Raw genomic sequence first — 20774 nt, 5'->3', positions numbered from 1 at the left:
TAGAGAGTACTTTCATTAAATTTTTGTGCCTTGAGCACAGCGAAAGGAATGAAACTTATTATGTCTGTATTTTCATTTTTTACTCAACCCTGAATGTCTATTCCGGGGGAATAAAAAAGATACCCGAAAGAAAAATACACTTTCGGGCCATTTTTAAAAAAATTAATATGTTCTGACAGGGAGGATCAGCTGCAGAATCGATTCGTCGTTGATCGGGCGAATGAAAAACGGCCGCATCGCTCCAGTAAAGCTAACTTTAATTTCTGTTCCTTCCAGGGCTTTTAAAGCATCCATCATGTATTTTGCACTAAAGGAGATTTTTAATTCTTCTCCCTCGATCGTTTCTGTTTGAACTTCTTCAACAACGTTGCCAATCTCAGGCGTGTTGGAAGAAATCTCAACGTATCCGCCTTCTAAAGTAGAAAATTTGACTACATTATTTCGGCCATCTCTGGCAAGCAGCGCTGCACGGTCAATGGCCTGCAAAAAGTCCTTTGTGTTAATCACCACATCGGTCTTGCTTTCATTCGGAATTAACCTGGAAGTATCCGGATAGTTTCCTTCGAGCAATCTTGAAAAAAATAAAAGATGCTTTGCTTTAAACAAAACCTGGTTTTCAGTTATGACGATATCGATCGGATCGTTATGGTCGTCTAAAATTTTACTTAACTCATTCAAGCTTTTTCCGGGAATTACAACATTATAGTTGCCGTTGTTTTCCGCTTCAACTCTTGCTTTTCTTAATGCAAGACGATGGCTGTCTGTTGCAATACAGGTAAGCTCATTATTTTCGACTCTCCAGTTTACACCTGTCAACACCGGTCGTGTTTCTGAGGTGGACACTGCAAAAACGGTTTGGCGTATCATTGTCTTTAACAGATCGGTAGGAATTCGAAAGACATTTTCTTCTTCAATTTGTGGAAGGTGTGGATATTCTTCTGCATCCAGGCCATTAAGATTAAACTCTGACTTTCCGGAGCGGATGATAGTCTGCAAATGATTTTGCACTTCAATTTCAACTGAATCAGTTGGCAGCTTCTTGACAATTTCACTGAAGAAGCGGGCTTGAAGAACAATTGCACCAGTTTGTTTAATCTCAACATTTTCACTTCCCGCTTCCTCATGGGGAATAAACGATTCTATTGAAATATCTGAATCACTTCCTGTTAATGTTACTCCATCCTCTGTCGCCACGATTTTTATTCCTGTCAAAATCGGAATCGTTGTCCTCGATGTGACTGCTTTCATAACGTCCTGAACACTCTGAACGAGCCGGTCGCGTTGGATGATAAAGCGCATTTTTTTAATCCTCCGTTTTAGCAATTTTTAAGCTTTAAATATATATTTTTTTAAGTAAAAAACTAGTAGAAGTACTAGTAGGGCCTGTGGTTATGTGGATAACTGGATATGATAAAGGAAATACAGTCTATCCACATGTGGATAGACTGTGTGTAAGCAGGCAAAAGTTATTCACATTTTCCCGTTTCTGCTGTTGTTAAATTTTTAGCATGTCATTGATTTCTTTAAGCTGTTTCTGCAATGTAGCATCGGTCTGGACCAGCTTTGAAATTTTTTCATGGGCATGGATGACGGTTGTATGATCCCGTCCGCCAAACTCTTCGCCGATTTTCGGAAGTGAGAAATCGGTCAATTCCCTCGACAAGTACATGGCAATTTGTCTGGGGAAGGCGACAGATTTTGTTCTTTTCTTCGCTTTAAAATCTTCCAGCTTCACGCTGAAATGTTCACCGACAATTCGCTGTATTTCCTGAATCGTAATCACTTTCGGTTTTGAGCTTGGAATGATATCCTTTAATGCTTCAGCAGCGAGATATGCATTGATATCCTTGTTAATCAGTGATGAATAAGCAACAACCCGGATCAGGGCACCTTCCAGTTCTCGTATATTCGAATCTATTTGATTGGCAATATAAAGCATAACCTCGTTCGGAATATCAAGTCCTTCCGCTTTTGCTTTCTTTCGCAAAATCGCGATCCGTGTTTCGAGATCGGGGGGAGTGATATCTGTAATCAATCCCCATTCAAACCTGGAACGCAGCCTGTCCTCGAGAGTCGGGATTTCCTTTGGAGGCCGGTCACTTGAGATAACAATTTGTTTGCTTTCTTCATGGAGAGTATTAAAAGTATGGAAAAACTCTTCCTGGGTTTGTTCTTTCCCCGCTAAAAACTGAATATCATCAATCAGCAGCACATCAACATTTCGGTATTTATTGCGAAAATCAACCGCTTTATTATCCCGGATTGAATTGATAAATTCGTTTGTGAATTTTTCAGAAGATAAATAAACAACCTTGGCTGAAGGATTATGGTCGATGACATAATGGCCGATTGCATGCATTAAATGCGTTTTTCCCAATCCAACTCCTCCATAGATGAAAAGAGGATTATACGCTTTTGCAGGTGCCTCGGCTACAGCAAGTGAGGCAGCGTGTGCAAACCGATTTCCCGATCCAATAACAAATGTATCGAATGTATACTTCGGGTTTAGCATATTTTGCGGAAGCTCGGGTGGATCTTCATCTTTGAGTGATCTTCTCTGGGGAAGAGGCAAGTCTATTTCTTCTTCATTTTGGTTTTGCGGAATAATAAACTTAACCAAGAGTTCTTCCCCGGTGATTTCATATAGAATCCCGGAAATCAGTTGGGAATATCGCTCTTCCAGCCAATCACGGGCAAATTCATTTGGCGCGGTTATCGTCAATGTATCCCCTTGCAGGGAATGGGCTTTCGTCGACTTAAGCCATGTATCAAAGCTTGGTTTGCTGATTTTTTTCTCAATATTAGCAAGAGCGTTGTTCCAGAGGTCCGCAATATTTTCCAACAAATATCCCTCCTTCTCTTTTGGATTTTTGTGAATATAAATGGTTGTACGGCTTGTACAAGTTGCGTAATTCAATCAATATACGAAACTATTGGATGTGGAAAAATATATAATAAGGAATAAAAGAGGTTATTCGACAATATCCACTTGCTGTGGACAAAGTTTTACAGACCCGCTTGATAACCTGTCCACATCTTATCCACAATCTGTGGATAATACATTTATCAACAATCACTTATTCAGAGTGAAAACACAAATATAATATCAAATAATCGTAAGAGGTGCAATGCTTTTTAAAGCTTTATCCACAAGAGAAACATCCTGTGCAGAAAAATTGTCCACAGTGGAAGATAGTGTGAAAAAGCTGTCAGTATCTGCTGTGGATAATAAAAAAGCTGTCGAATTTTATCCCCAACAAGGCAGGAGGCGCATTTAGCTGAAATTTTTTGTTTTGTGGAAATAATATTCATATTCGTTTTATTCGTTAAAAAAATAAGCAGGAAAAAGTTTTAAAGAGGAATTGAAAAAAAGATTTATTTTCCGGGGAGTTGACATTTTTCAGGGTGCGTCTATATAATTAGAAAGACTGTCTTTTACAGCAATTCCTCAGGGAGGTGTCATATAATGAAAAGAACTTATCAACCAAATAAACGTAAACATAGCAAAGTTCACGGATTCCGCAGTCGCATGAGCACAGCAAATGGACGTAAAGTCCTTGCCCGCCGCCGCCGGAAGGGAAGAAAAGTATTATCTGCTTAGGCCACTGAAACGTCAGTGGTCTTTTTTCTCATAAAATCATTCATTCGAGCAAAGCAGGGACTAGCTTTCGCTGATCGAATGGAGTTTTAACTGCTGTCATGATCCACTTACGATTGAAGGTGTTTAGCGATGAAAAAAGAATTTCGCATTAAAAAAAATAAAGAGTTTCAGGAGGTTTTCCAGAAAGGAAAATCTGTTGCGAATCGGCAATTTATTGTCTATGTGCTGAAAAAACCTGAACAGCCTTTTTTTCGAATTGGATTATCGGTAAGCAAAAAAATTGGCAACGCGGTGACGAGAAACAGAGTAAAAAGGTATATCCGCCAGTCTTTTCAAGACTTTCAGGACGAAATATATGGCGGCAACGATTATGTCATTATTGCGCGCAAGCCAACTTCGGAAATGGAGCTTTATGAAATTAAGAAAAGCTTAACCCATGTGTTAAAGCTTGCGAAGGTATTGAAACACTCCCGTACTGGCAATAATGAAAAACAGTAAATTTTTTTTTCATTATTATTTTTATCCTTTTAAAGGCACTTCCTCTTAAAAGATGTTAAAATACATTTGGATTCATAAAAGGGACATGCATAAGTGCCATTGTTTACCGAGCTCCCCATTTGATTCGTTTAAAGTTTAGCTTTACCGTCCGGACCGCAAGCTTGTTTCCGCAATATGAACAAACGGCTTTAAGTTTTGTCGGGGGCCGCGCTTTAGCTTTCTTAATATATATTCCTTATCACCATTAAGCAGTTAGGAGGAAAAAACGGTTGAAAAAGCGAATACTTCTTTTTGCCAGTTTGATTGCGCTTACGGCGCTTTTAACAGGCTGTATGGAATATAACCAACCGATTACATCCGAAAGCACAGGCTTTTGGAATGAGTTTATTGTATACCCGCTCTCCATGTTGATTGTGAAAGTGGCTGAATTTGCCGGCGGAAGCTACGGGATGTCGATCATCCTTGTTACACTAATAATACGTTTGGTGATTCTTCCGTTAATGATCAAACAAACAAGAAGTTCAAAAGCGATGCAGGCTTTGCAGCCGGAGTTGCAGAAGCTGCGTGAAAAATACAGCTCAAAGGATCAAAAAACCCAGCAAAAACTCCAGCAGGAAACAATGGCGTTATTTCAGGCACATGGGGTTAATCCCCTGGCAGGCTGTTTCCCACTGCTCATTCAAATGCCGATTTTAATTGGCTTTTATCATGCCATTTCCCGGACAAGGGAGATTGCCGAGCACAATTTCTTATGGTTTGACCTTGGCGCACCGGATCCCTATTACATTTTGCCTTTAATCGCAGGGGTAACGACATTCATCCAGCAAAAAATCATGATGGCAGGTACTGAAGGCCAAAATCCACAAATGGCGATGATGCTTTGGATCATGCCGGTTATGATCATCGTTTTTGCAATTAACTTTCCTGCTGCCCTGTCGTTATATTGGGTGGTTGGTAATATTTTCATGATTGTTCAAACTTATTTTATTAAAGGTCCGGACCTTAAAAAAGTTCCTGCGACCGGTAAAGCGGGAGGAGCCAAAAAGTGAAACAAGTTACTGCTACAGGACGAACAGTCAACGAAGCAGTCGAATCAGCTTTAGCTCAGTTAAATACTTCAAAAGACCGCGCAGATATTACGATCATGGATGAAGGAAAAAAAGGAGTCTTCGGAATTTTCGGATCACGTCCAGCGATTGTTAAAGCGACACTAAAAATTGATCCGATTGAAGAGGCAAAAAGCTTTTTAATTGATGTGAGCAAAAAGATGGGTGCTGCAATCGACATCGAAGTAATTCGGGAAGGCAAACAAATCCAGTTTATACTATCCGGTGAAAAAATTGCTTTGTTAATCGGTAAAAGAGGGCAGACTCTGAATTCACTGCAATATTTAACGCAGCTGGTCATCAATCGCTTTTCGGATCAATATTTAACCGTCCTGCTTGATGCTGAAGACTACCGAACCAGAAGAAATGAAACATTAATTCAATTAGCTGAACGGCTTGCTCAAAAAGCTTTAAGAACCGGCCAAAATGTTGCCTTGGAGCCAATGCCTTCTTATGAACGGAAAGTCATCCACACGGCGTTGGTCAATAACAGCCGAATCAGAACCTATTCTGACGGTAACGAGCCGCACCGTCATATTGTGATCTCTCCTGTAACACAAGAAAAGCAGAGTGTAAAAAAATAAGTAACCATTCAGAACTCCCGGACTACGGGAGTTTTTTGTGTTTGTCAATTCGGTGTTTTATGGTATTTTTAAGAACAATCGATTTGTATCTCGTTTTATTGTTATTCACATGTGGATAAGTTAAAATAAAGGATGGTCCATATTTCATTTGTGGATAACATTTTTGGCTGTATAGCCATTAAAATTCAGCCGGTGGATATTTGAGTAATTTTAACGATTTGCCATGAAGGTAAATGATAAGTTAGCCTCAGGACAAAATATACTGAACTAAACAGTTATCATATATAGCTTTTATCGAAAAGAGGTGAGATGGATGGAGTTTGATACAATAGCGGCTATTTCGACCCCGATGGGAGAAGGTGCGATTTCGATTGTACGGCTCAGTGGTGACCGGGCTTTCGAGATCACTGATCAATTATTCCGCGGTCCAGGCGGGAAGCGCATGATTGATGCGGCCTCCCATACAATCCATTACGGCCATATTATCGATCCAAAAACGAAAGAAGTGGCTGAGGAAGTGATGGTCACCGTAATGAGAGGACCTAAAACATTTACAAGGGAAAATGTAGTAGAGATTAATTGTCATGGCGGTCTCGTTTCTGTGAATCGCGTTTTGCAGCTTGCCTTAAATAGTGGGGCACGCCTCGCAGAACCAGGGGAGTTTACAAAACGGGCCTTTCTTAATGGACGAATCGATTTGTCACAGGCGGAAGCTGTTATGGATTTAATTCGCGCCAAAACAGACAGGGCGATGAACGTGGCTCTCGACCAGATGGAGGGGCGGCTTTCAAAGTTGATTAGAAAGCTTCGCCAGGAAATATTGGAGATACTTGCTCATGTCGAAGTGAATATAGATTACCCCGAGTACGACGATGTGGAAGAAATGACCCATGCGATGCTTTTGGATAAGGCGCAATATGTACGCGGCGAATTACAAAAGCTGCTGCAAACGTCACAACAAGGAAAAATTTTAAGAGAAGGCCTCTCAACCGTTATCGTTGGACGCCCAAATGTAGGCAAATCTTCGTTGCTGAACAGTCTTGTGCATGAAAATAAAGCAATTGTTACCGATATACCAGGAACAACAAGAGACGTCATTGAGGAATATGTCAATGTCAGGGGTGTGCCGCTGAGGCTGCTTGATACGGCGGGGATCCGCGAGACAGAGGATATTGTCGAGAGGATTGGTGTGGAACGGTCCCGCCAGGTGCTAAAAGAAGCTGATTTAATTTTGCTCGTACTTAATTATTCTGATCAACTGACTGCAGAAGATGAAAATATTTTCAAAGCAGTTGAAGGCATGGACGTTATTGTGATTATCAACAAGACGGACCTGCCCCAGCAAATCGATATGGACAGGGTCAAAGAGCTTGCAAAAGATCATAAAATCGTCACGACCTCTTTGCTCGAGGATAAAGGTGTTGAAGATTTGGAAGAGGCGATTGCCTCCCTTTTCTTTGCCGGCTCAATTGAAGCAGGGGACATGACATACGTCTCCAACACCCGCCATATTGCTCTGCTCGGCCAATCTCTCCATTCGATCGAAGAAGCGATTCAAGGAGTCGAAATGGGAACTCCAATCGATATCGTCCAAATCGACTTAACAAGAGCCTGGGAACAGCTCGGTGAAATTATTGGTGACAGCGTCCATGAAAGCCTGATCGATCAATTGTTCTCCCAATTCTGTTTGGGCAAATAAACGGAGAAGCCCTTTCTTTCAGCGGAAACAATTAAAAAAAGATTGGTTCCACTACTCGAGGGACTGTAAGCATAAGAAAAGAAGTGAATAAAATAAACAAATAAGGAGGCAGCGAAAATGCCATACGAAGCTGGTAAATATGATGTGATCGTAATTGGTGCCGGACATGCAGGCAGTGAAGCAGGACTTGCTGCAGCACGCATGGGAGCAAAAACCTTAATGATTACGATCAATCTTGATATGGTTGCCTTTATGCCGTGCAACCCATCAGTCGGCGGCCCTGCTAAAGGAATTGTTGTCCGCGAAATTGATGCGCTTGGCGGCGAAATGGGCAAAAATATTGATAAAACTTATATCCAAATGAGAATGCTGAACACCGGGAAAGGTCCGGCCGTACGGGCTCTCCGTGCCCAGGCGGACAAACTTATGTATCAGCAAGAAATGAAGAAAACGATTGAAAATGAAAAAAATGTCACCCTGGTTCAAGGAATGGTTGAAGAATTAATTGTAGAAGATGGAGTCTGCAAGGGGATTATCACAAAAACAGGTGCGATCTACCGTTCGAAAACGGTTGTCATTACAACAGGAACGTTCTTGCGCGGCGAAATTATCCTTGGAGAATTGAAATATTCAAGCGGTCCGAATAATCAGCAGCCATCGATCAAGCTTTCCGAGCATCTTGAGAAGCTTGGCTTTGACTTAGTCAGATTTAAAACGGGGACACCACCGCGCGTAAACAGTCATTCCATTGATTACAGCAAAACGGAAATTCAACCGGGAGATGATACTCCGCGTGCGTTTTCTTATGAGACTACGAAGTATATTACCGATCAGCTTCCATGCTGGTTAACCTATACGAATGAGCATACACACCGGTTGATTGACAATAACTTGCATCGTTCACCGATGTATTCAGGAATGATAAAAGGAACGGGTCCGCGTTATTGCCCTTCCATCGAAGATAAGGTTGTCCGTTTTAACGATAAGCCGCGCCATCAAATATTCCTGGAGCCGGAAGGAAGAAACACGCAGGAAGTTTATGTTCAAGGTTTATCAACAAGCTTGCCTGAAGATGTACAGGCTCAAATCCTGAAGACGATTCCCGGTTTGGAAAATGTGCAAATGATGCGCCCGGGATATGCGATTGAATATGATTCAATTGTGCCTACCCAACTTTGGCCGACATTAGAAACAAAGCTCGTCAAAAACTTGTATACGGCAGGCCAAATCAACGGAACTTCAGGGTATGAAGAAGCAGCAGGGCAAGGCTTAATGGCCGGTATTAATGCTGCGAGAAATGCGTTGGGGGAAGAAGAAGTTATTTTAAGCCGATCAGATGCATATATCGGAGTTTTGATTGATGATCTCGTTACAAAAGGAACAAATGAACCGTACAGACTGTTAACTTCAAGAGCAGAATACCGCTTGCTGCTTCGCCATGATAATGCTGATCTTCGGTTAACAGACATCGGATATAAAATCGGCTTAATTACAGAAGAACGGTATGAGCAGTTCAATCGCAAGAAAGCGGCAATCGAAGCAGAAAAGAAACGGCTCCAGTCGATCATCCTGAAACCGAATGAAGAAGTTCAGGAATTAATCCGCTCCCTCGGGGGAAGCGAATTAAAAGACGGGATTCGTGCCTCTGATCTGCTAAAACGCCCTGAAATGACCTATAGCGAGATTGATCAACTTGCGCCAAGTGATGTTCAGCTTGATTTTGATGTAACTGAACAGGTTGAAATTCAAATAAAGTATGAAGGCTATATTGAAAAGTCACTTCAACAAGTCGATCGCTTAAAGAAAATGGAAAACAAGAAAATCCCTGAAAATATTGACTATGATGCAATAACTGGCCTGGCTACCGAAGCACGGCAGAAATTAAAACAAGTAAGGCCATTGTCAATTGCTCAAGCTTCACGGATTTCAGGTGTCAATCCTGCAGATATCTCTATTTTGCTTGTCTATATCGAACAAGGACGGATTGCCCGGGTTTCCAATGAATGATACAGGCTGAGGGGACTGGACATGAATACAGACCAATTTCAAAAAACGCTGGCTGAGAAAGGGGTTAACCTTTCTCAACACCAGCTTGACCAATACGAAAAATATTACGGGGTGCTTGTGGAGTGGAACGAAAAAATGAACTTGACTGCAATTACAGATAAGCAGGAAGTTTATTTAAAGCATTTTTTTGACTCCATTTCAGCTTCTTTTTACGTAGATTTTACCGAACCGTTGCACATTTGTGATGTAGGCGCAGGCGCGGGATTTCCAAGTATCCCGATTAAAATCGCTTTTCCGCACCTAAATGTAACGATTGTCGATTCATTAAACAAACGGATTACTTTTTTGCAGCATCTTGCCCAGGTGCTAAATCTGACGGATGTTCGCTTTATCCATGATCGTGCTGAAACATTCGGGCAGAATCGCGAGCATCGTGAAGCGTATGATATTGTAATGGCAAGAGCAGTTGCGAGGCTGTCTGTATTAAGCGAGCTTTGTTTGCCGTTAGTTAAAGTTGGCGGAACATTTATTGCGATGAAAGCAGCGAGTGCCAATGATGAGCTGGAAGCGGGTCAAAAAGCGCTTGCCATTTTGGGTGGAAAGCTAAAGGATATCCATTCCTTTTTGCTGCCTGTTGAAGGAAGCGAACGAAATATTTTAGTTATCAACAAAGAAAAGCAAACCCCGAAGAAATATCCGAGGAAACCAGGGACACCAAATAAAACTCCGATAGAATAGAGTTACTTTTTCCTCGCAATGTGGCATAATTTGTTTAAAGGGAACTATTATTAGCAGGAAATTGTCATTTTCATGAAGAATATGTATTAGGGAGTTTCGTAAAGGTGGTGCAGGGTGATGAAGCCTAATTTTTCACGCCTTTTTGGCCTAGGCGAAAAAGGAGAACACATTGACATAGAACAGGCGGACGAACAGGTTGAACCCAATCAAGTCGAGGAAATAAAGAAAGTTCCCATTGACCGGATTGTTCCAAATCGTTTTCAGCCACGAACAGTTTTTGTCGATGAAAAAATTGATGAGTTAGCAAGAACGATCCATACACATGGCGTTATTCAACCCATTGTCATAAGGGAATATGAGCAAGGCCAGTTTGAAATCATTGCAGGTGAACGGCGTTGGCGGGCAATGAAAAAGCTTGGCTGGGAGGAAGTTCCCGCAATCATAAAGAATTTAAGCGATACAGAAACTGCTTCGGTCGCCCTGATTGAAAACCTGCAGCGTGAAGAGCTTTCACCAATAGAAGAAGCAATAGCATATGGAAAACTTCTGGAGCTTCATAATTTAACTCAGGAAGCGCTGGCACAGCGGTTGGGAAAAGGACAATCGACAGTTGCCAATAAGCTCCGCCTTCTTAAGCTTCCCCAGGAAGTACAGAATGCTCTTTTAAATAAAGCAATTACCGAACGTCATGCCCGCTCGCTTATTCCGCTTAAGGAGCCTGAAAAACAATTAAAATTACTGTCTGAAATTATAGAAAAAAATTTAAATGTAAAACAAACAGAAGATCGCGTTATCAAAATGCTCGATACGACAGAAAAAAAACCGCAGCCGAAAAGAAAAGCTTTCAGCAAAGATATGCGGATAGCCGTCAACACGATTCGCCAATCGTTATCGATGGTGACTGACAGCGGCATAAATCTTGATGCAAAAGAAGAAGAACACGAGGATTTCTATCAGTTTACGATCAGAATACCGAAGAAAAAATAATTATTGCCAAAAAAGAGAGGCTTAAAAAAAGCCTCTCTTTTTTCTTTTACCAATTTTCTGCTTATACAATTTTGCGAAAAAAACTATGCTCATCAGTTTTTCATGATAAAATAGAATACATGGTTGCAAATATACGATATTCATGGGCTTTTTGTTCCTATCATAAAAGGGACGAAACCCTTTTTTCGCTTGCTGTCATTTAAGAGATTTGTTTTTTGATAGCGAAGGTTTAATTATTGGAAGTAAAGGTAGGTGACATCGTGGGCAAAATCATTGCGATCGCGAATCAAAAAGGGGGAGTCGGCAAAACGACTACTTCTGTTAATCTAGGCGCCTGCTTAGCATACATAGGGAAAAAAGTACTTTTGGTTGACATCGATCCTCAAGGGAATGCAACAAGCGGGATCGGAATTGAAAAAGCAGATGTCGAACAATGTATTTATGATGTTTTAGTAGACGATGTAGAAGCAATTAAAGCGATTAAGCCAACGTCCGTTGAAAATTTATATGCGATTCCTGCTACAATCCAGCTGGCAGGAGCAGAGATTGAGCTCGTTCCGACTATTTCAAGAGAAGTCCGCTTAAAGCGTGCCCTCGAAGAAGTGAAAGGAAATTTTGATTATATTGTTATTGATTGCCCGCCATCACTCGGGTTATTGACCATTAATGCTTTAACTGCATCCGATTCCGTTTTAATTCCGGTACAGTGCGAGTATTATGCGTTAGAAGGACTCAGCCAGCTTTTAAACACCGTTCGGCTCGTCCAGAAACATCTTAACCACGATCTGAAAATCGAAGGTGTGTTACTAACGATGCTTGATGCCCGTACCAATTTGGGTATTCAAGTAATTGAAGAAGTGAAAAAATATTTCCAGGACAAAGTTTATAAAACCATTATTCCAAGAAACGTCCGCCTTAGTGAGGCTCCCAGCCATGGAGAGCCAATCATCATTTATGATCCTAAATCACGTGGAGCTGAAGTGTATTTAGATTTGGCAAAGGAAGTGGTTGCAAATGGCTAAAGGTCTTGGTAAAGGATTAAATGCATTTTTTGCGAACATGGAAGCAAATAATGAAGAAGTAGTGCAGGAAATCGATGTTAAGGAAATTCGTCCGAACCCTTATCAGCCGAGAAAAATATTTCAAAAAGAAGCGATCGACGAATTGAAACAGTCGATTCTTGAACATGGGATACTGCAGCCAATTATCGTCAGAAAAACGATAAAAGGCTATGAAATTGTTGTTGGGGAGCGGCGTTTTCGAGCAGCAAAAGAAGCTAAGCTTGAGAAAGTTCCGGCTGTTGTCCGGGACTTGACTGAACAGCAAATGATGGAACTGGCTGTCCTCGAAAATCTTCAACGGGAAGATTTATCGCCTATTGAAGAGGCGGCAGCTTATCAAATGCTGATGCAGAAGCTTGGACTCACCCAGGAAGAACTGGCGAAACGGCTTGGCAAAAGCCGGCCGCATATTGCAAACCACGTTCGCCTGTTGTCACTTCCGCCCAAAATACAAGAATTGATTTCAGACGGAAAAATATCGATGGGACATGGCCGTGCTTTATTGGGATTGCGCCATAAAGAAAAACTGCCCGCTGTTGTCGAAAAGACAATCAAAGAGAATTTAAATGTCCGCCAGCTTGAACAGCTGATTCAACAACTAAATGAACATGTTTCACGTGAAACAAAAAAACCTAAAGTTGAAAAAGACATTTTCATTCGCGATCGCGAAGCTTTTCTACGGGACCGATTTGGAACCACCGTCAATATTAAACAGTCGAAAAATAAAGGGAAAATTGAAATAGAATTTTTCTCGAAAGAAGATTTGGAGAGAATTCTCGAGTTATTGGATAACGGGGATTCAACATTATAAGCCATCAATTGATGGTTTATTTTTTTTGAAGGCTGAACAGTTATAAAAAAACACTGGGAAAAGCAACTTTATCATGATAGTTTAATATTATTCGGCTTTTCGCAAAACGAAATAAACGGCAAAGGTGAGTAAAAATGTTTTTATTGGGTACACTTGTGAATGGTTTGTTAATTATCATTGGATCTTTATTGGGAAAGCTGCTTCACCGCATTCCCGAGAGAATAAAAGGCACGGTTATGCACGGGATTGGACTTGCAGTGATTGTACTCGGCCTGCAAATGGGCTTTAAAAGTGCCAATTTTCTTGTTGTTATTTTAAGTCTTGTACTCGGGGCAGTCATTGGAGAACTGATGGATTTGGAAGAAAAACTGAATTCACTCGGAGGCTGGCTGGAGAAAAAAGTCGGTTCTGATGCGGGTGGCGGCAGTATTTCACAAGGATTTGTCACAGCTACACTCATTTTTGTAATTGGTGCGATGGCGATTATTGGAGCATTGGACAGCGGCATTCGCGGTGACCATGATGTGTTGTATACAAAAGCAATTATTGACGGCTTTACTGCGCTCATATTAACCACAACACTGGGAATGGGCGTATTATTTTCCGCTTTTCCTGTCATAATTTATGAAGGAACGATTGCATTATTCGCGACACAAATTAATCGCTTCATTCCGGAAGCATTAATGGACAGCTTTATCCTTGAAATGACGGCTAGCGGGGGGATCATGATTTTTGCAATCGGCCTGAACCTCACTGGTATCACAAAAATACGCGTCGCAAACCTGCTTCCGGGCATCCTTGTTACAGGAATTCTTGTCACGATCCTATACGGATATGAGAGATTCCTTTAAAAAGCAGCTCTCTTTACTACAGAGTCTGCTCTTGATCGATTTTCCAGTTTATTTGGTGCCATGCCTGCTTGCGGTCAAATGATAGGCTGGCCACATAAATTCCTTCAGCAATCGTTTTTGCCATTTTCAATACCAAATTGAGGCGAGTGTTTTGCAACACAAAGAACTCCATAAATCCGCTAACGTTCACGATTCCAGTAATATGAATATCTCCGACTGGAGGCAGCTCTTTGTTCACGCCTGCCCCGGGCTTAACCGGTCCTTCACCAACCTGGATGACACCAACGCTCTTTAACCGGCCGAGGCATGCATCAATGCCAATAATAAAAGGATGGAAGTGCTTCTTTTCAATTTCGCGTAATTTTTCTTCTAAATTTACAGCATGGATCGGATCTTCCAAAGTTCCGTACACATGAAAAGGAGCTATGTTTTTTTCTTCGAGCAAGGTACCGACAAGTGGACCTAATGAATCACCGGTAGAACGGTCTGTACCTATACAGACCAGAACAATCGGGCGGCTTTTTACTGCAGACATCAGTGCTGCAAGTTCATTTGCGAGCTTCATGGTTGCCAGCTGTTCATCATGAAGAATTCTCGCTAAGCCGCCTCTTTTCTCGAATAAATTGGATTTTAGATTCATTGGTTCCACTCCTTCTCGGGTAAGTAGTAACAGTATACGGAAAAAGTATGTTACGTATACATACCTGTAATGAGAAATCGATAAACAGGGTAAAAGGGCATGGAACAAATTTATAGATAGTGAAAAATACCTATACAGATTCCCTTTTTTACTTGAGGTGGGTTTTGAAACTACAAAGTTTCCAAGAAACTTGTTAAAATAAATCAAGACTGAATTCCCCAACAATATGATTGATATTATTTGGGTGCCAGGAATGGTTGAAATTCAGCGATTTTATGTTGAGGTGTTTTTATGGAGAAAGTATTTAATGATTTCTTGGATAAAATCTTAAATGATAAATTTTGGATATTGATGGGACAAGGCTTTTTGAAAATTCTTGCCATCATTTTATTAACGGGAATTGTCATCCGCATTGGAAGATTGGCGATACGTAATATTTTCAAAGTGCGCACCCGTTCTCCGCTCCGAATATCTGAGCGCCGGGAAGCGACTTTAATGAAGCTGCTTGAAAATATTCTTTCTTATGTAGTATATTTCATTGCTTTTATTATGATTTTATCGACTTTGACGATTAATGTAACGGGAATATTGGCCGGAGCAGGAATTGCCGGTTTAGCAATTGGCTTTGGGGCCCAGAATCTCGTTCGTGACGTTATAACCGGATTTTTTATTATTTTTGAAGACCAGTTTTCTGTCGGCGACCATATCCGGGTTGGCCAGTTTGAGGGGACGGTTGAAGAAATTGGCTTGAGAACGACGAAAATCAAAAACTGGACAGGAGAACTCCATATTTTGCCGAATGGAAGCATTACGGAAGTGACGAATTTTTCGCTCCACAACAGCATCGCAGTCGTTGATGTGTCAATTGCCTATGAAGGAGATATCGAACGGGCTGAAAAAATTATTTCAAATCTGCTGGAAAATTTGCCCGATAAGTATGAGGATCTCGTCAAGCCACCGGAACTTTTAGGAGTGCACATGCTAAACCCTTCAGAGGTCGTACTGCGGGTTGTCGCTGAAACTTTGCCAATGCGGCATTTCGGTGTGGCAAGGATGCTGAGAAAGGATATCAAAATGTGTCTTGATGAACATGGGATGGATGTACCATATCCTCGTCTTGTCATGTATTCCCGCCAAGAAGATGAGCTAAATAAGCGGAAGCAGTTAGGAAAAGAATAGGGGGATATTTATGGAGCTGAAGGAGTTTGGCCTAAATGATATTGTTGAAATGAAAAAGCCTCATCCTTGCGGAACGAACCGCTGGAAAATTATTAGACTCGGCATGGATATCCGAATTAAATGTGAAGGGTGCGGACATAGTGTACTAATACCGCGCCGCGAGTTTTCACGGAAAATGAAAAAAATTATAAGCAAGCATGAAGAGTAGTTCATGCTTCTTTTTTTGTTAGAATCGATTATTCTAAAAAGAAATAAAGTGTTTGCGGCAAATATGAATTCCTCTCTACTGCGGCGATTAGAAAAGGCAAGCGGGGCGAGCTTTCGCTTGCCTTGCCACATGAGTCAAAATGGAGCCAGCCGGAGCTGGCTGAAAAATACCCATTTACTTTGTTGTCGCTTCATCCGCTTCGTTCCAACCATTCTCAGCACTATCATTTACTGAATGGTCAGAAGCGAATTAAAGTAGAAATTTCACCAGATATTGCTGAAAAGAGAAAACTTGCAGACAATGATTTTGTCAGAGTTTGGAATGAGCGGGGGGAAATAAACGGGTACGTCTCGATCATGAAGCAGGCACATCCCGGCACAATCAATATCGATGAAGGAACCGGCCGGAAATACGGCGGCGCGGTCAATCTGCTTACTTCAAGTGATGTATCGGATAACGGGCTTGGCAGCACGGTTTATGATTGCCTTGTCAATATCGAAAAGGTTTAAATACAGCAATCATAACAGGCACCCTGCTTATCAGAGGTGCTTGTTTTTTGAAAAGAAACAGCGACGCTTCCCGGGCTTGTGTTTTTATCTGGTACTATCTATAATTGTGAGAGGCTTGGTTAGCACCCGGAAACGGATTTGAATAGATAAAATTATGTTTGAGGAGTGAACCTGGATGGCTTTAACAGCAGGTATTGTAGGCTTGCCAAATGTCGGCAAATCTACTTTGTTTAACGCAATTACGCAGGCAGGAGCAGAGGCGGCAAATTATCCTTTCTGTACGATTGATCCGAATGTCGGGGTCGTCGAAGTTCCCGACCATCGCTTGAATAAATTAACAGAGCTGGTTGTACCGAAGAAAACAGTACCAACAACGTTCGAATTTACTGATATCGCGGGGATTGTGAAAGGCGCCAGCAAAGGAGAAGGATTGGGAAATAAATTTCTTTCTCATATTCGTGAGGTTGATGCAATTTGCCAGGTTGTCCGTTGTTTTGCGGATGATAATATTACCCATGTATCCGGAAAAATAGACCCGATTGATGATATCGAAACGATCAATTTGGAACTGATACTGGCTGATCTGGAGTCAGTTGAAAAGCGGATTGGCCGCGTTGGAAAGATGGCCAAGCAAAAAGATAAAGATGCTGTGTTTGAGCTTGAAATTCTTGAAAAGCTGAAAGAAGCGTTCGAACAAGAAAAACCAGCGCGCACAGTGGAGTTTACAGAAGAACAAATGAAAGTTGTCAAGGGGCTCCACCTTCTGACGATTAAGCCCGTTCTTTATGTTGCAAACGTTGATGAGGATGATGTCGCAGACCCATCTTCGAATGAATACGTCCAGAGAGTGAAACAATTCGCGGAAGGGGATAATGCGGAGGTGATCGTTGTCTGTGCGAAAATCGAATCGGAAATTGCCGAGCTTGAGGGCGAAGAAAAGGCGATGTTTTTGCAGGAGCTGGGCATTGAAGAATCCGGTTTGGACCAGTTAATTCGCGCGGCTTATAATTTGTTGGGGTTAGCCACTTACTTCACAGCAGGTGTACAGGAAGTTCGTGCCTGGACGTTCCGAAAAGGAATGAAAGCACCCCAATGTGCCGGAATCATCCACTCTGATTTTGAGAGAGGATTTATCCGTGCCGAAACAATCTCTTACGATGACCTGATCGCAGCCGGAAGTATGACAGCTGCAAAAGAAGCAGGAAAAGTCCGGTTGGAAGGCAAAGACTACGAAGTGAAAGACGGCGATATTATCCATTTCCGTTTTAATGTTTAATAAGATAGAAATAACTCTGTACTTGCTGCAGGGTTATTTTTGTAAAAACCAGCTGAGTTTTATTTTAAAGGCTGTTTATGTACGTGAAACGAATATCAAATGTTAAAAAAGATTATTCGCCGCATATCATTGCCTTTAGACCATCATTATGCTATAATTTGAACTTGTGAGTAATGTATAGTTGCTCCTTGCCCATTCGGGCCGTGTAGACCAAAAGGAGGTGAAAGTGATGAGAAAGTACGAAATTATGTACATCATCCGTCCAAACATTGAAGATGAGGCTAAAAAGGCGCTAATTGAGCGTTTTAATGGCATTCTAACTGACAATGGTGCAGAGGTAGTTGAAACAAAGGATTGGGGTAAACGCCGTCTTGCTTATGAAATCAATGATTTCCGTGACGGATACTACCAAATTCTGAAAGTCAACGCTCCAGCAGCTGCGGTTGATGAGTTCTCTCGTTTAGCTAGAATCAACGAAGATATCATTCGTCATATGGTTGTTAAAGAAGAAGAATAAATAGAACTATAAAAAATTTCCGGCTTATTAAAATGTTTCACGTGAAACATTTGCTGGATGAGGGGAGTTGATTCTGATGATGAATCGTGTCGTTCTTGTCGGTCGGTTAACAAAGGATCCCGAATTACGATACACACCAAATGGAGTACCTGTCGCAACCTTCACTCTTGCTGTTAACCGTAATTTTACGAATCAGCAGGGCGAACGGGAAGCAGACTTCATCAATTGTGTAGTTTGGCGCAAACCAGCTGAGAATGTAGCAAATTTCTTGAAAAAAGGCAGTCTTGCTGGAGTGGATGGCAGAATTCAAACTCGCAGCTATGAGGGTCAGGACGGAAAGCGTGTTTATGTAACTGAAGTATTGGCTGAGAGTGTTCAATTTCTTGAACCAAGAGGGGCTTCAGGTGACAGAGGCGAGGGCGGTTACAACAGCCCGCGTGAACAAAGCTCCCCATTCGGTGGAAACAATAATCAGAATCAGCGCAACCAAGGATATACGCGTGTGGATGAAGATCCATTTGCCAACACTGGGCAAATTGACATCTCGGATGATGATCTTCCATTTTAACGCTCATATAATGGCCGGTAAAAAAACGAAATAAAGGAGGGAAATAAAAATGGCAGGTGGAGGACGCAGAGGCGGACGTGCAAAACGCCGTAAAGTTTGCTACTTTACAGCAAACGGAATCACTCATATCGATTACAAAGATGTAGATCTTCTTAAGAAATTCATCTCAGAACGCGGTAAAATTTTACCTCGTCGTGTAACAGGCACAAACGCAAAATACCAACGTAAATTAACAGTTGCTATTAAACGCGCTCGTACAATGGCTTTATTGCCATACGTTTCAGGCGAATAATACACTGCAAGACAGCAGAAATCATTCTGTTGTCTTTTTTTATAAAAAAAAGCAGGATTTTTCCCATCTATATGGAATTCTTTTTATGAAGTAATAAAAGGAGGAACCTGGATGGATAAAACAAGTTACATAGCGGGACTTCTTTATTATTTAACTGATCGAGAAGAAGTCCGGGCTGCTGCAATTGAACTCCTCAATGGGGAGTTAACACTGAAAAAAGCCTCCAAGAATAGACAAATTTGTGATTACATATCTAAAGCCGAAAAACAATATGCTTCCAAAAATATCGATCCGGAACTTCAAAAAAAGATTGTTTTCTTTGTTGAAAGCCATCTTTATGAAGCTACCAGCAGTTAGCATGAAGCGATGATCAAAAAAGAGAGAGCATAAGGTGAGTGAACCTCACTCCTTTATGCTCTTTTTTAATATCCATTTTTAATAATCTGGAATTGAAATGGAAAAGCGGTTTTTGAAAACTACCGGTGTACGATAAGACTCCCTTCTTAATTGCAAAATAATAAACACATAAATAAAATTACTTTTAAGGCAAGAGAACCTCGAATGTCTCCAGCCAATGCATCCATTTTCATTTTCTTATGCTTTGAATCAGTATGGTTGAACGTGTTCTTCATAGTAGCTACAATAGAGTTTATGGGGAAATGAATCAGGGGTGAATTATGAAAAATGTTTATAAGTTGACAGAAGGTGCCGTTTTTCTGGCCATTTATACAGTCTTATTGCTGATCACGCTCTATGTGCCGGTTATCGGCGCTGCCATAAATTACTTTTTGCCATTGCCGTTTATTTTGTTTTCAGCTAAATATGAATTGAAAAACTCGGCTGTATTCCTGGTTGCGTCAATCGTGCTGTCTTTCATTGTTGGTTCGTTATTGGGTATTTCTTTAGCTCTGGGCTTTGGGTTGACTGGATTAATAACCGGACATTTAATAAAAAAACAAAAGAGCAGACTTGTTATTTTTATCGCTGCCTCATTCGTATTCCTCATCAATTTGATCGTGCAGTATGTTGTTGCAGTCATCGTATTTGAGATAGACTTTATTGCAGAGCTAATGAAGATTTTGCGCGAGTCGGTCGACATGTCGATTCAGATACTCAGCTCCGTCGGCCAGAAGCCGGATAGTCGGGCCATCGAACAATTGGAAGCGCGAATTGATGTGATGGAAACTTTAATGCCAAGCCTGATTGTGCTTTTTTCGTTTTTAAATGTATTTTTTATTCAGCTAATCTCGATGCCTATAGCAAGGAGACTTGGATTGAAACCACCGAAGTGGAAGCCTCTGCGTGAACTTGTTCTGCCAAAAAGCTTGCTTTGGTACTATTTATTTGCTTTAATTGCATCATTGCTCATCAGGCCTGAAGAAGGGACATACTGGTACTGGGCACTTGTGAACTTGGTGTATATTCTGCAGCTGTTTATGGTTTTACAGGGACTTTCATTTATTTTTTTTGTAAGCTACGTAAAACGCTATTCAAAAGCGGTTCCTATTTTTGTAACAATACTCGCGTGCCTTTTCCCTTTTATTCTTTATATTGTAAGGATATTAGGTATAATTGACTTAGGCTTTAATTTAAGACAGCGTTTAATAAAGTAGATGACTGACAGTTCACTACTGTTATAGGA

At 41.2% G+C, this 20774-nt stretch carries 23 protein-coding genes; 20 read left to right on the top strand and 3 right to left on the bottom strand.

Translation table 11 applies throughout. From position 1 onward, the window contains the following. Nucleotides 1-162: 162 nt before the first annotated feature. On the bottom strand, nucleotides 163-1299 hold the full coding sequence (gene dnaN / locus CU633_RS06275) for a DNA polymerase III subunit beta (RefSeq protein ID WP_101658871.1): 1137 nt from the start codon (nucleotides 1297-1299) through the stop codon (nucleotides 163-165). 196 nt (nucleotides 1300-1495) lie between these two features. Continuing rightward, on the bottom strand, nucleotides 1496-2842 hold the full coding sequence (gene dnaA, locus CU633_RS06270; RefSeq protein WP_101658870.1) for a chromosomal replication initiator protein DnaA: 1347 nt from the start codon (nucleotides 2840-2842) through the stop codon (nucleotides 1496-1498). A gap of 624 nt (nucleotides 2843-3466) precedes the next feature. On the opposite strand from dnaA, the gene rpmH reads away from it, so the two are divergent. The 11 genes from rpmH (at nucleotide 3467) to CU633_RS06215 (ending at nucleotide 13943) form a co-directional block, all read left to right on the top strand. After that, nucleotides 3467-3601 carry a 50S ribosomal protein L34 gene (gene rpmH / locus CU633_RS06265; protein WP_101658869.1) on the top strand — a complete coding sequence of 45 codons (135 nt, stop codon included), beginning with the start codon at nucleotides 3467-3469 and terminating at the stop codon, nucleotides 3599-3601. A 129-nt stretch (nucleotides 3602-3730) separates the two neighbouring features. After that, nucleotides 3731-4099 (top strand): ribonuclease P protein component, encoded by a 369-nt coding sequence (gene rnpA / locus CU633_RS06260; RefSeq protein ID WP_101658868.1) that lies wholly within the window; start codon nucleotides 3731-3733, stop codon nucleotides 4097-4099. Nucleotides 4100-4368: 269 nt separating this feature from the next. Further along, nucleotides 4369-5148 (top strand): YidC family membrane integrase SpoIIIJ, encoded by a 780-nt coding sequence (gene spoIIIJ / locus CU633_RS06255; RefSeq protein WP_101658867.1) that lies wholly within the window; start codon nucleotides 4369-4371, stop codon nucleotides 5146-5148. Continuing rightward, complete coding sequence (gene jag / locus CU633_RS06250; RefSeq protein WP_101658866.1) at nucleotides 5145-5789, top strand: RNA-binding cell elongation regulator Jag/EloR; 645 nt, start codon at nucleotides 5145-5147, stop codon at nucleotides 5787-5789. Before spoIIIJ ends, jag begins: the two co-directional genes overlap by 4 nt. Before the next feature lie 313 nt (nucleotides 5790-6102). Further along, on the top strand, nucleotides 6103-7488 hold the full coding sequence (gene mnmE / locus CU633_RS06245; protein WP_101658865.1) for a tRNA uridine-5-carboxymethylaminomethyl(34) synthesis GTPase MnmE: 1386 nt from the start codon (nucleotides 6103-6105) through the stop codon (nucleotides 7486-7488). 117 nt (nucleotides 7489-7605) lie between these two features. Continuing rightward, the gene (gene mnmG / locus CU633_RS06240) at nucleotides 7606-9495 is read left to right on the top strand and encodes a tRNA uridine-5-carboxymethylaminomethyl(34) synthesis enzyme MnmG (RefSeq protein WP_101658864.1); all 1890 of its coding nucleotides are present in this window, start codon (nucleotides 7606-7608) and stop codon (nucleotides 9493-9495) included. Between the two features lie 21 nt (nucleotides 9496-9516). Further along, nucleotides 9517-10233: a 16S rRNA (guanine(527)-N(7))-methyltransferase RsmG gene (gene rsmG / locus CU633_RS06235; protein WP_101658863.1), complete on the top strand. Its 717-nt coding sequence runs from the start codon at nucleotides 9517-9519 to the stop codon at nucleotides 10231-10233. Nucleotides 10234-10350: 117 nt separating this feature from the next. Beyond that, nucleotides 10351-11220 carry a nucleoid occlusion protein gene (gene noc, locus CU633_RS06230; protein ID WP_101658862.1) on the top strand — a complete coding sequence of 290 codons (870 nt, stop codon included), beginning with the start codon at nucleotides 10351-10353 and terminating at the stop codon, nucleotides 11218-11220. 260 nt (nucleotides 11221-11480) lie between these two features. After that, nucleotides 11481-12242, top strand: a complete 762-nt coding sequence (locus CU633_RS06225) for a ParA family protein (RefSeq protein ID WP_101658873.1) — start codon at nucleotides 11481-11483, stop codon at nucleotides 12240-12242. Next, on the top strand, nucleotides 12235-13092 hold the full coding sequence (locus CU633_RS06220; protein ID WP_101658861.1) for a ParB/RepB/Spo0J family partition protein: 858 nt from the start codon (nucleotides 12235-12237) through the stop codon (nucleotides 13090-13092). Before CU633_RS06225 ends, CU633_RS06220 begins: the two co-directional genes overlap by 8 nt. A 134-nt stretch (nucleotides 13093-13226) precedes the next feature. Continuing rightward, on the top strand, nucleotides 13227-13943 hold the full coding sequence (locus tag CU633_RS06215; protein WP_101658860.1) for a DUF554 domain-containing protein: 717 nt from the start codon (nucleotides 13227-13229) through the stop codon (nucleotides 13941-13943). Nucleotides 13944-13959: 16 nt separating this feature from the next. Here CU633_RS06215 and yyaC read toward each other — a convergent pair whose 3' ends face one another. Then, nucleotides 13960-14583, bottom strand: coding sequence for a spore protease YyaC (yyaC, locus tag CU633_RS06210; RefSeq protein ID WP_101658859.1), 624 nt, complete (start codon nucleotides 14581-14583; stop codon nucleotides 13960-13962). Between the two features lie 291 nt (nucleotides 14584-14874). Here yyaC and CU633_RS06205 point away from each other — a divergent pair, with 291 nt between their 5' ends. The 9 genes from CU633_RS06205 (at nucleotide 14875) to CU633_RS06165 (ending at nucleotide 20745) form a co-directional block, all read left to right on the top strand. Further along, the gene (locus CU633_RS06205) at nucleotides 14875-15762 is read left to right on the top strand and encodes a mechanosensitive ion channel family protein (protein WP_101658858.1); all 888 of its coding nucleotides are present in this window, start codon (nucleotides 14875-14877) and stop codon (nucleotides 15760-15762) included. A gap of 10 nt (nucleotides 15763-15772) precedes the next feature. Next, nucleotides 15773-15970 (top strand): DUF951 domain-containing protein, encoded by a 198-nt coding sequence (locus CU633_RS06200; protein WP_101658857.1) that lies wholly within the window; start codon nucleotides 15773-15775, stop codon nucleotides 15968-15970. A gap of 122 nt (nucleotides 15971-16092) precedes the next feature. Then, nucleotides 16093-16479 carry a molybdopterin dinucleotide binding domain-containing protein gene (locus tag CU633_RS06195; RefSeq protein ID WP_257958544.1) on the top strand — a complete coding sequence of 129 codons (387 nt, stop codon included), beginning with the start codon at nucleotides 16093-16095 and terminating at the stop codon, nucleotides 16477-16479. A 175-nt stretch (nucleotides 16480-16654) separates the two neighbouring features. Next, entirely contained in the window at nucleotides 16655-17755 is a 1101-nt protein-coding gene (ychF, locus tag CU633_RS06190) for a redox-regulated ATPase YchF (protein WP_101658855.1), read from the top strand. Nucleotides 17756-17984: 229 nt separating this feature from the next. Further along, complete coding sequence (rpsF, locus tag CU633_RS06185; protein ID WP_101658854.1) at nucleotides 17985-18272, top strand: 30S ribosomal protein S6; 288 nt, start codon at nucleotides 17985-17987, stop codon at nucleotides 18270-18272. A 76-nt stretch (nucleotides 18273-18348) separates the two neighbouring features. Continuing rightward, nucleotides 18349-18840, top strand: a complete 492-nt coding sequence (ssb, locus tag CU633_RS06180; protein WP_101658853.1) for a single-stranded DNA-binding protein — start codon at nucleotides 18349-18351, stop codon at nucleotides 18838-18840. Nucleotides 18841-18889: 49 nt separating this feature from the next. Continuing rightward, nucleotides 18890-19132 carry a 30S ribosomal protein S18 gene (rpsR, locus tag CU633_RS06175; RefSeq protein WP_101658852.1) on the top strand — a complete coding sequence of 81 codons (243 nt, stop codon included), beginning with the start codon at nucleotides 18890-18892 and terminating at the stop codon, nucleotides 19130-19132. Nucleotides 19133-19243: 111 nt separating this feature from the next. Further along, complete coding sequence (locus CU633_RS06170; RefSeq protein ID WP_101658851.1) at nucleotides 19244-19489, top strand: hypothetical protein; 246 nt, start codon at nucleotides 19244-19246, stop codon at nucleotides 19487-19489. A 320-nt stretch (nucleotides 19490-19809) separates the two neighbouring features. Further along, nucleotides 19810-20745 carry a YybS family protein gene (locus CU633_RS06165; protein ID WP_101658850.1) on the top strand — a complete coding sequence of 312 codons (936 nt, stop codon included), beginning with the start codon at nucleotides 19810-19812 and terminating at the stop codon, nucleotides 20743-20745. Nucleotides 20746-20774: the final 29 nt, after the last annotated feature.

The sequence above is a fragment of the Bacillus sp. V3-13 genome (assembly GCF_002860165.1).
In the GTDB taxonomy this organism is placed as follows: domain Bacteria; phylum Bacillota; class Bacilli; order Bacillales; family Cytobacillaceae; genus Bacillus_BJ.
Note: the sequence above shows the minus strand (reverse complement) of the source record. Positions and strands in the feature narration are given on the sequence as shown.

Coding starts and splice junctions, on each gene's coding strand:
- dnaN (WP_101658871.1), bottom strand. CDS start 1,299: ATGCGCTTTATCATCCAACGCGACCGGCTCGTTCAGAGTGTTCAGGAC.
- rpmH (WP_101658869.1), top strand. CDS start 3,467: ATGAAAAGAACTTATCAACCAAATAAACGTAAACATAGCAAAGTTCAC.
- rnpA (WP_101658868.1), top strand. CDS start 3,731: ATGAAAAAAGAATTTCGCATTAAAAAAAATAAAGAGTTTCAGGAGGTT.
- mnmE (WP_101658865.1), top strand. CDS start 6,103: ATGGAGTTTGATACAATAGCGGCTATTTCGACCCCGATGGGAGAAGGT.
- mnmG (WP_101658864.1), top strand. CDS start 7,606: ATGCCATACGAAGCTGGTAAATATGATGTGATCGTAATTGGTGCCGGA.
- rsmG (WP_101658863.1), top strand. CDS start 9,517: ATGAATACAGACCAATTTCAAAAAACGCTGGCTGAGAAAGGGGTTAAC.
- noc (WP_101658862.1), top strand. CDS start 10,351: ATGAAGCCTAATTTTTCACGCCTTTTTGGCCTAGGCGAAAAAGGAGAA.
- CU633_RS06220 (WP_101658861.1), top strand. CDS start 12,235: ATGGCTAAAGGTCTTGGTAAAGGATTAAATGCATTTTTTGCGAACATG.
- CU633_RS06215 (WP_101658860.1), top strand. CDS start 13,227: ATGTTTTTATTGGGTACACTTGTGAATGGTTTGTTAATTATCATTGGA.
- yyaC (WP_101658859.1), bottom strand. CDS start 14,583: ATGAATCTAAAATCCAATTTATTCGAGAAAAGAGGCGGCTTAGCGAGA.
- CU633_RS06205 (WP_101658858.1), top strand. CDS start 14,875: ATGGAGAAAGTATTTAATGATTTCTTGGATAAAATCTTAAATGATAAA.
- CU633_RS06200 (WP_101658857.1), top strand. CDS start 15,773: ATGGAGCTGAAGGAGTTTGGCCTAAATGATATTGTTGAAATGAAAAAG.
- ychF (WP_101658855.1), top strand. CDS start 16,655: ATGGCTTTAACAGCAGGTATTGTAGGCTTGCCAAATGTCGGCAAATCT.
- rpsF (WP_101658854.1), top strand. CDS start 17,985: ATGAGAAAGTACGAAATTATGTACATCATCCGTCCAAACATTGAAGAT.
- ssb (WP_101658853.1), top strand. CDS start 18,349: ATGATGAATCGTGTCGTTCTTGTCGGTCGGTTAACAAAGGATCCCGAA.
- rpsR (WP_101658852.1), top strand. CDS start 18,890: ATGGCAGGTGGAGGACGCAGAGGCGGACGTGCAAAACGCCGTAAAGTT.
- CU633_RS06170 (WP_101658851.1), top strand. CDS start 19,244: ATGGATAAAACAAGTTACATAGCGGGACTTCTTTATTATTTAACTGAT.
- CU633_RS06165 (WP_101658850.1), top strand. CDS start 19,810: ATGAAAAATGTTTATAAGTTGACAGAAGGTGCCGTTTTTCTGGCCATT.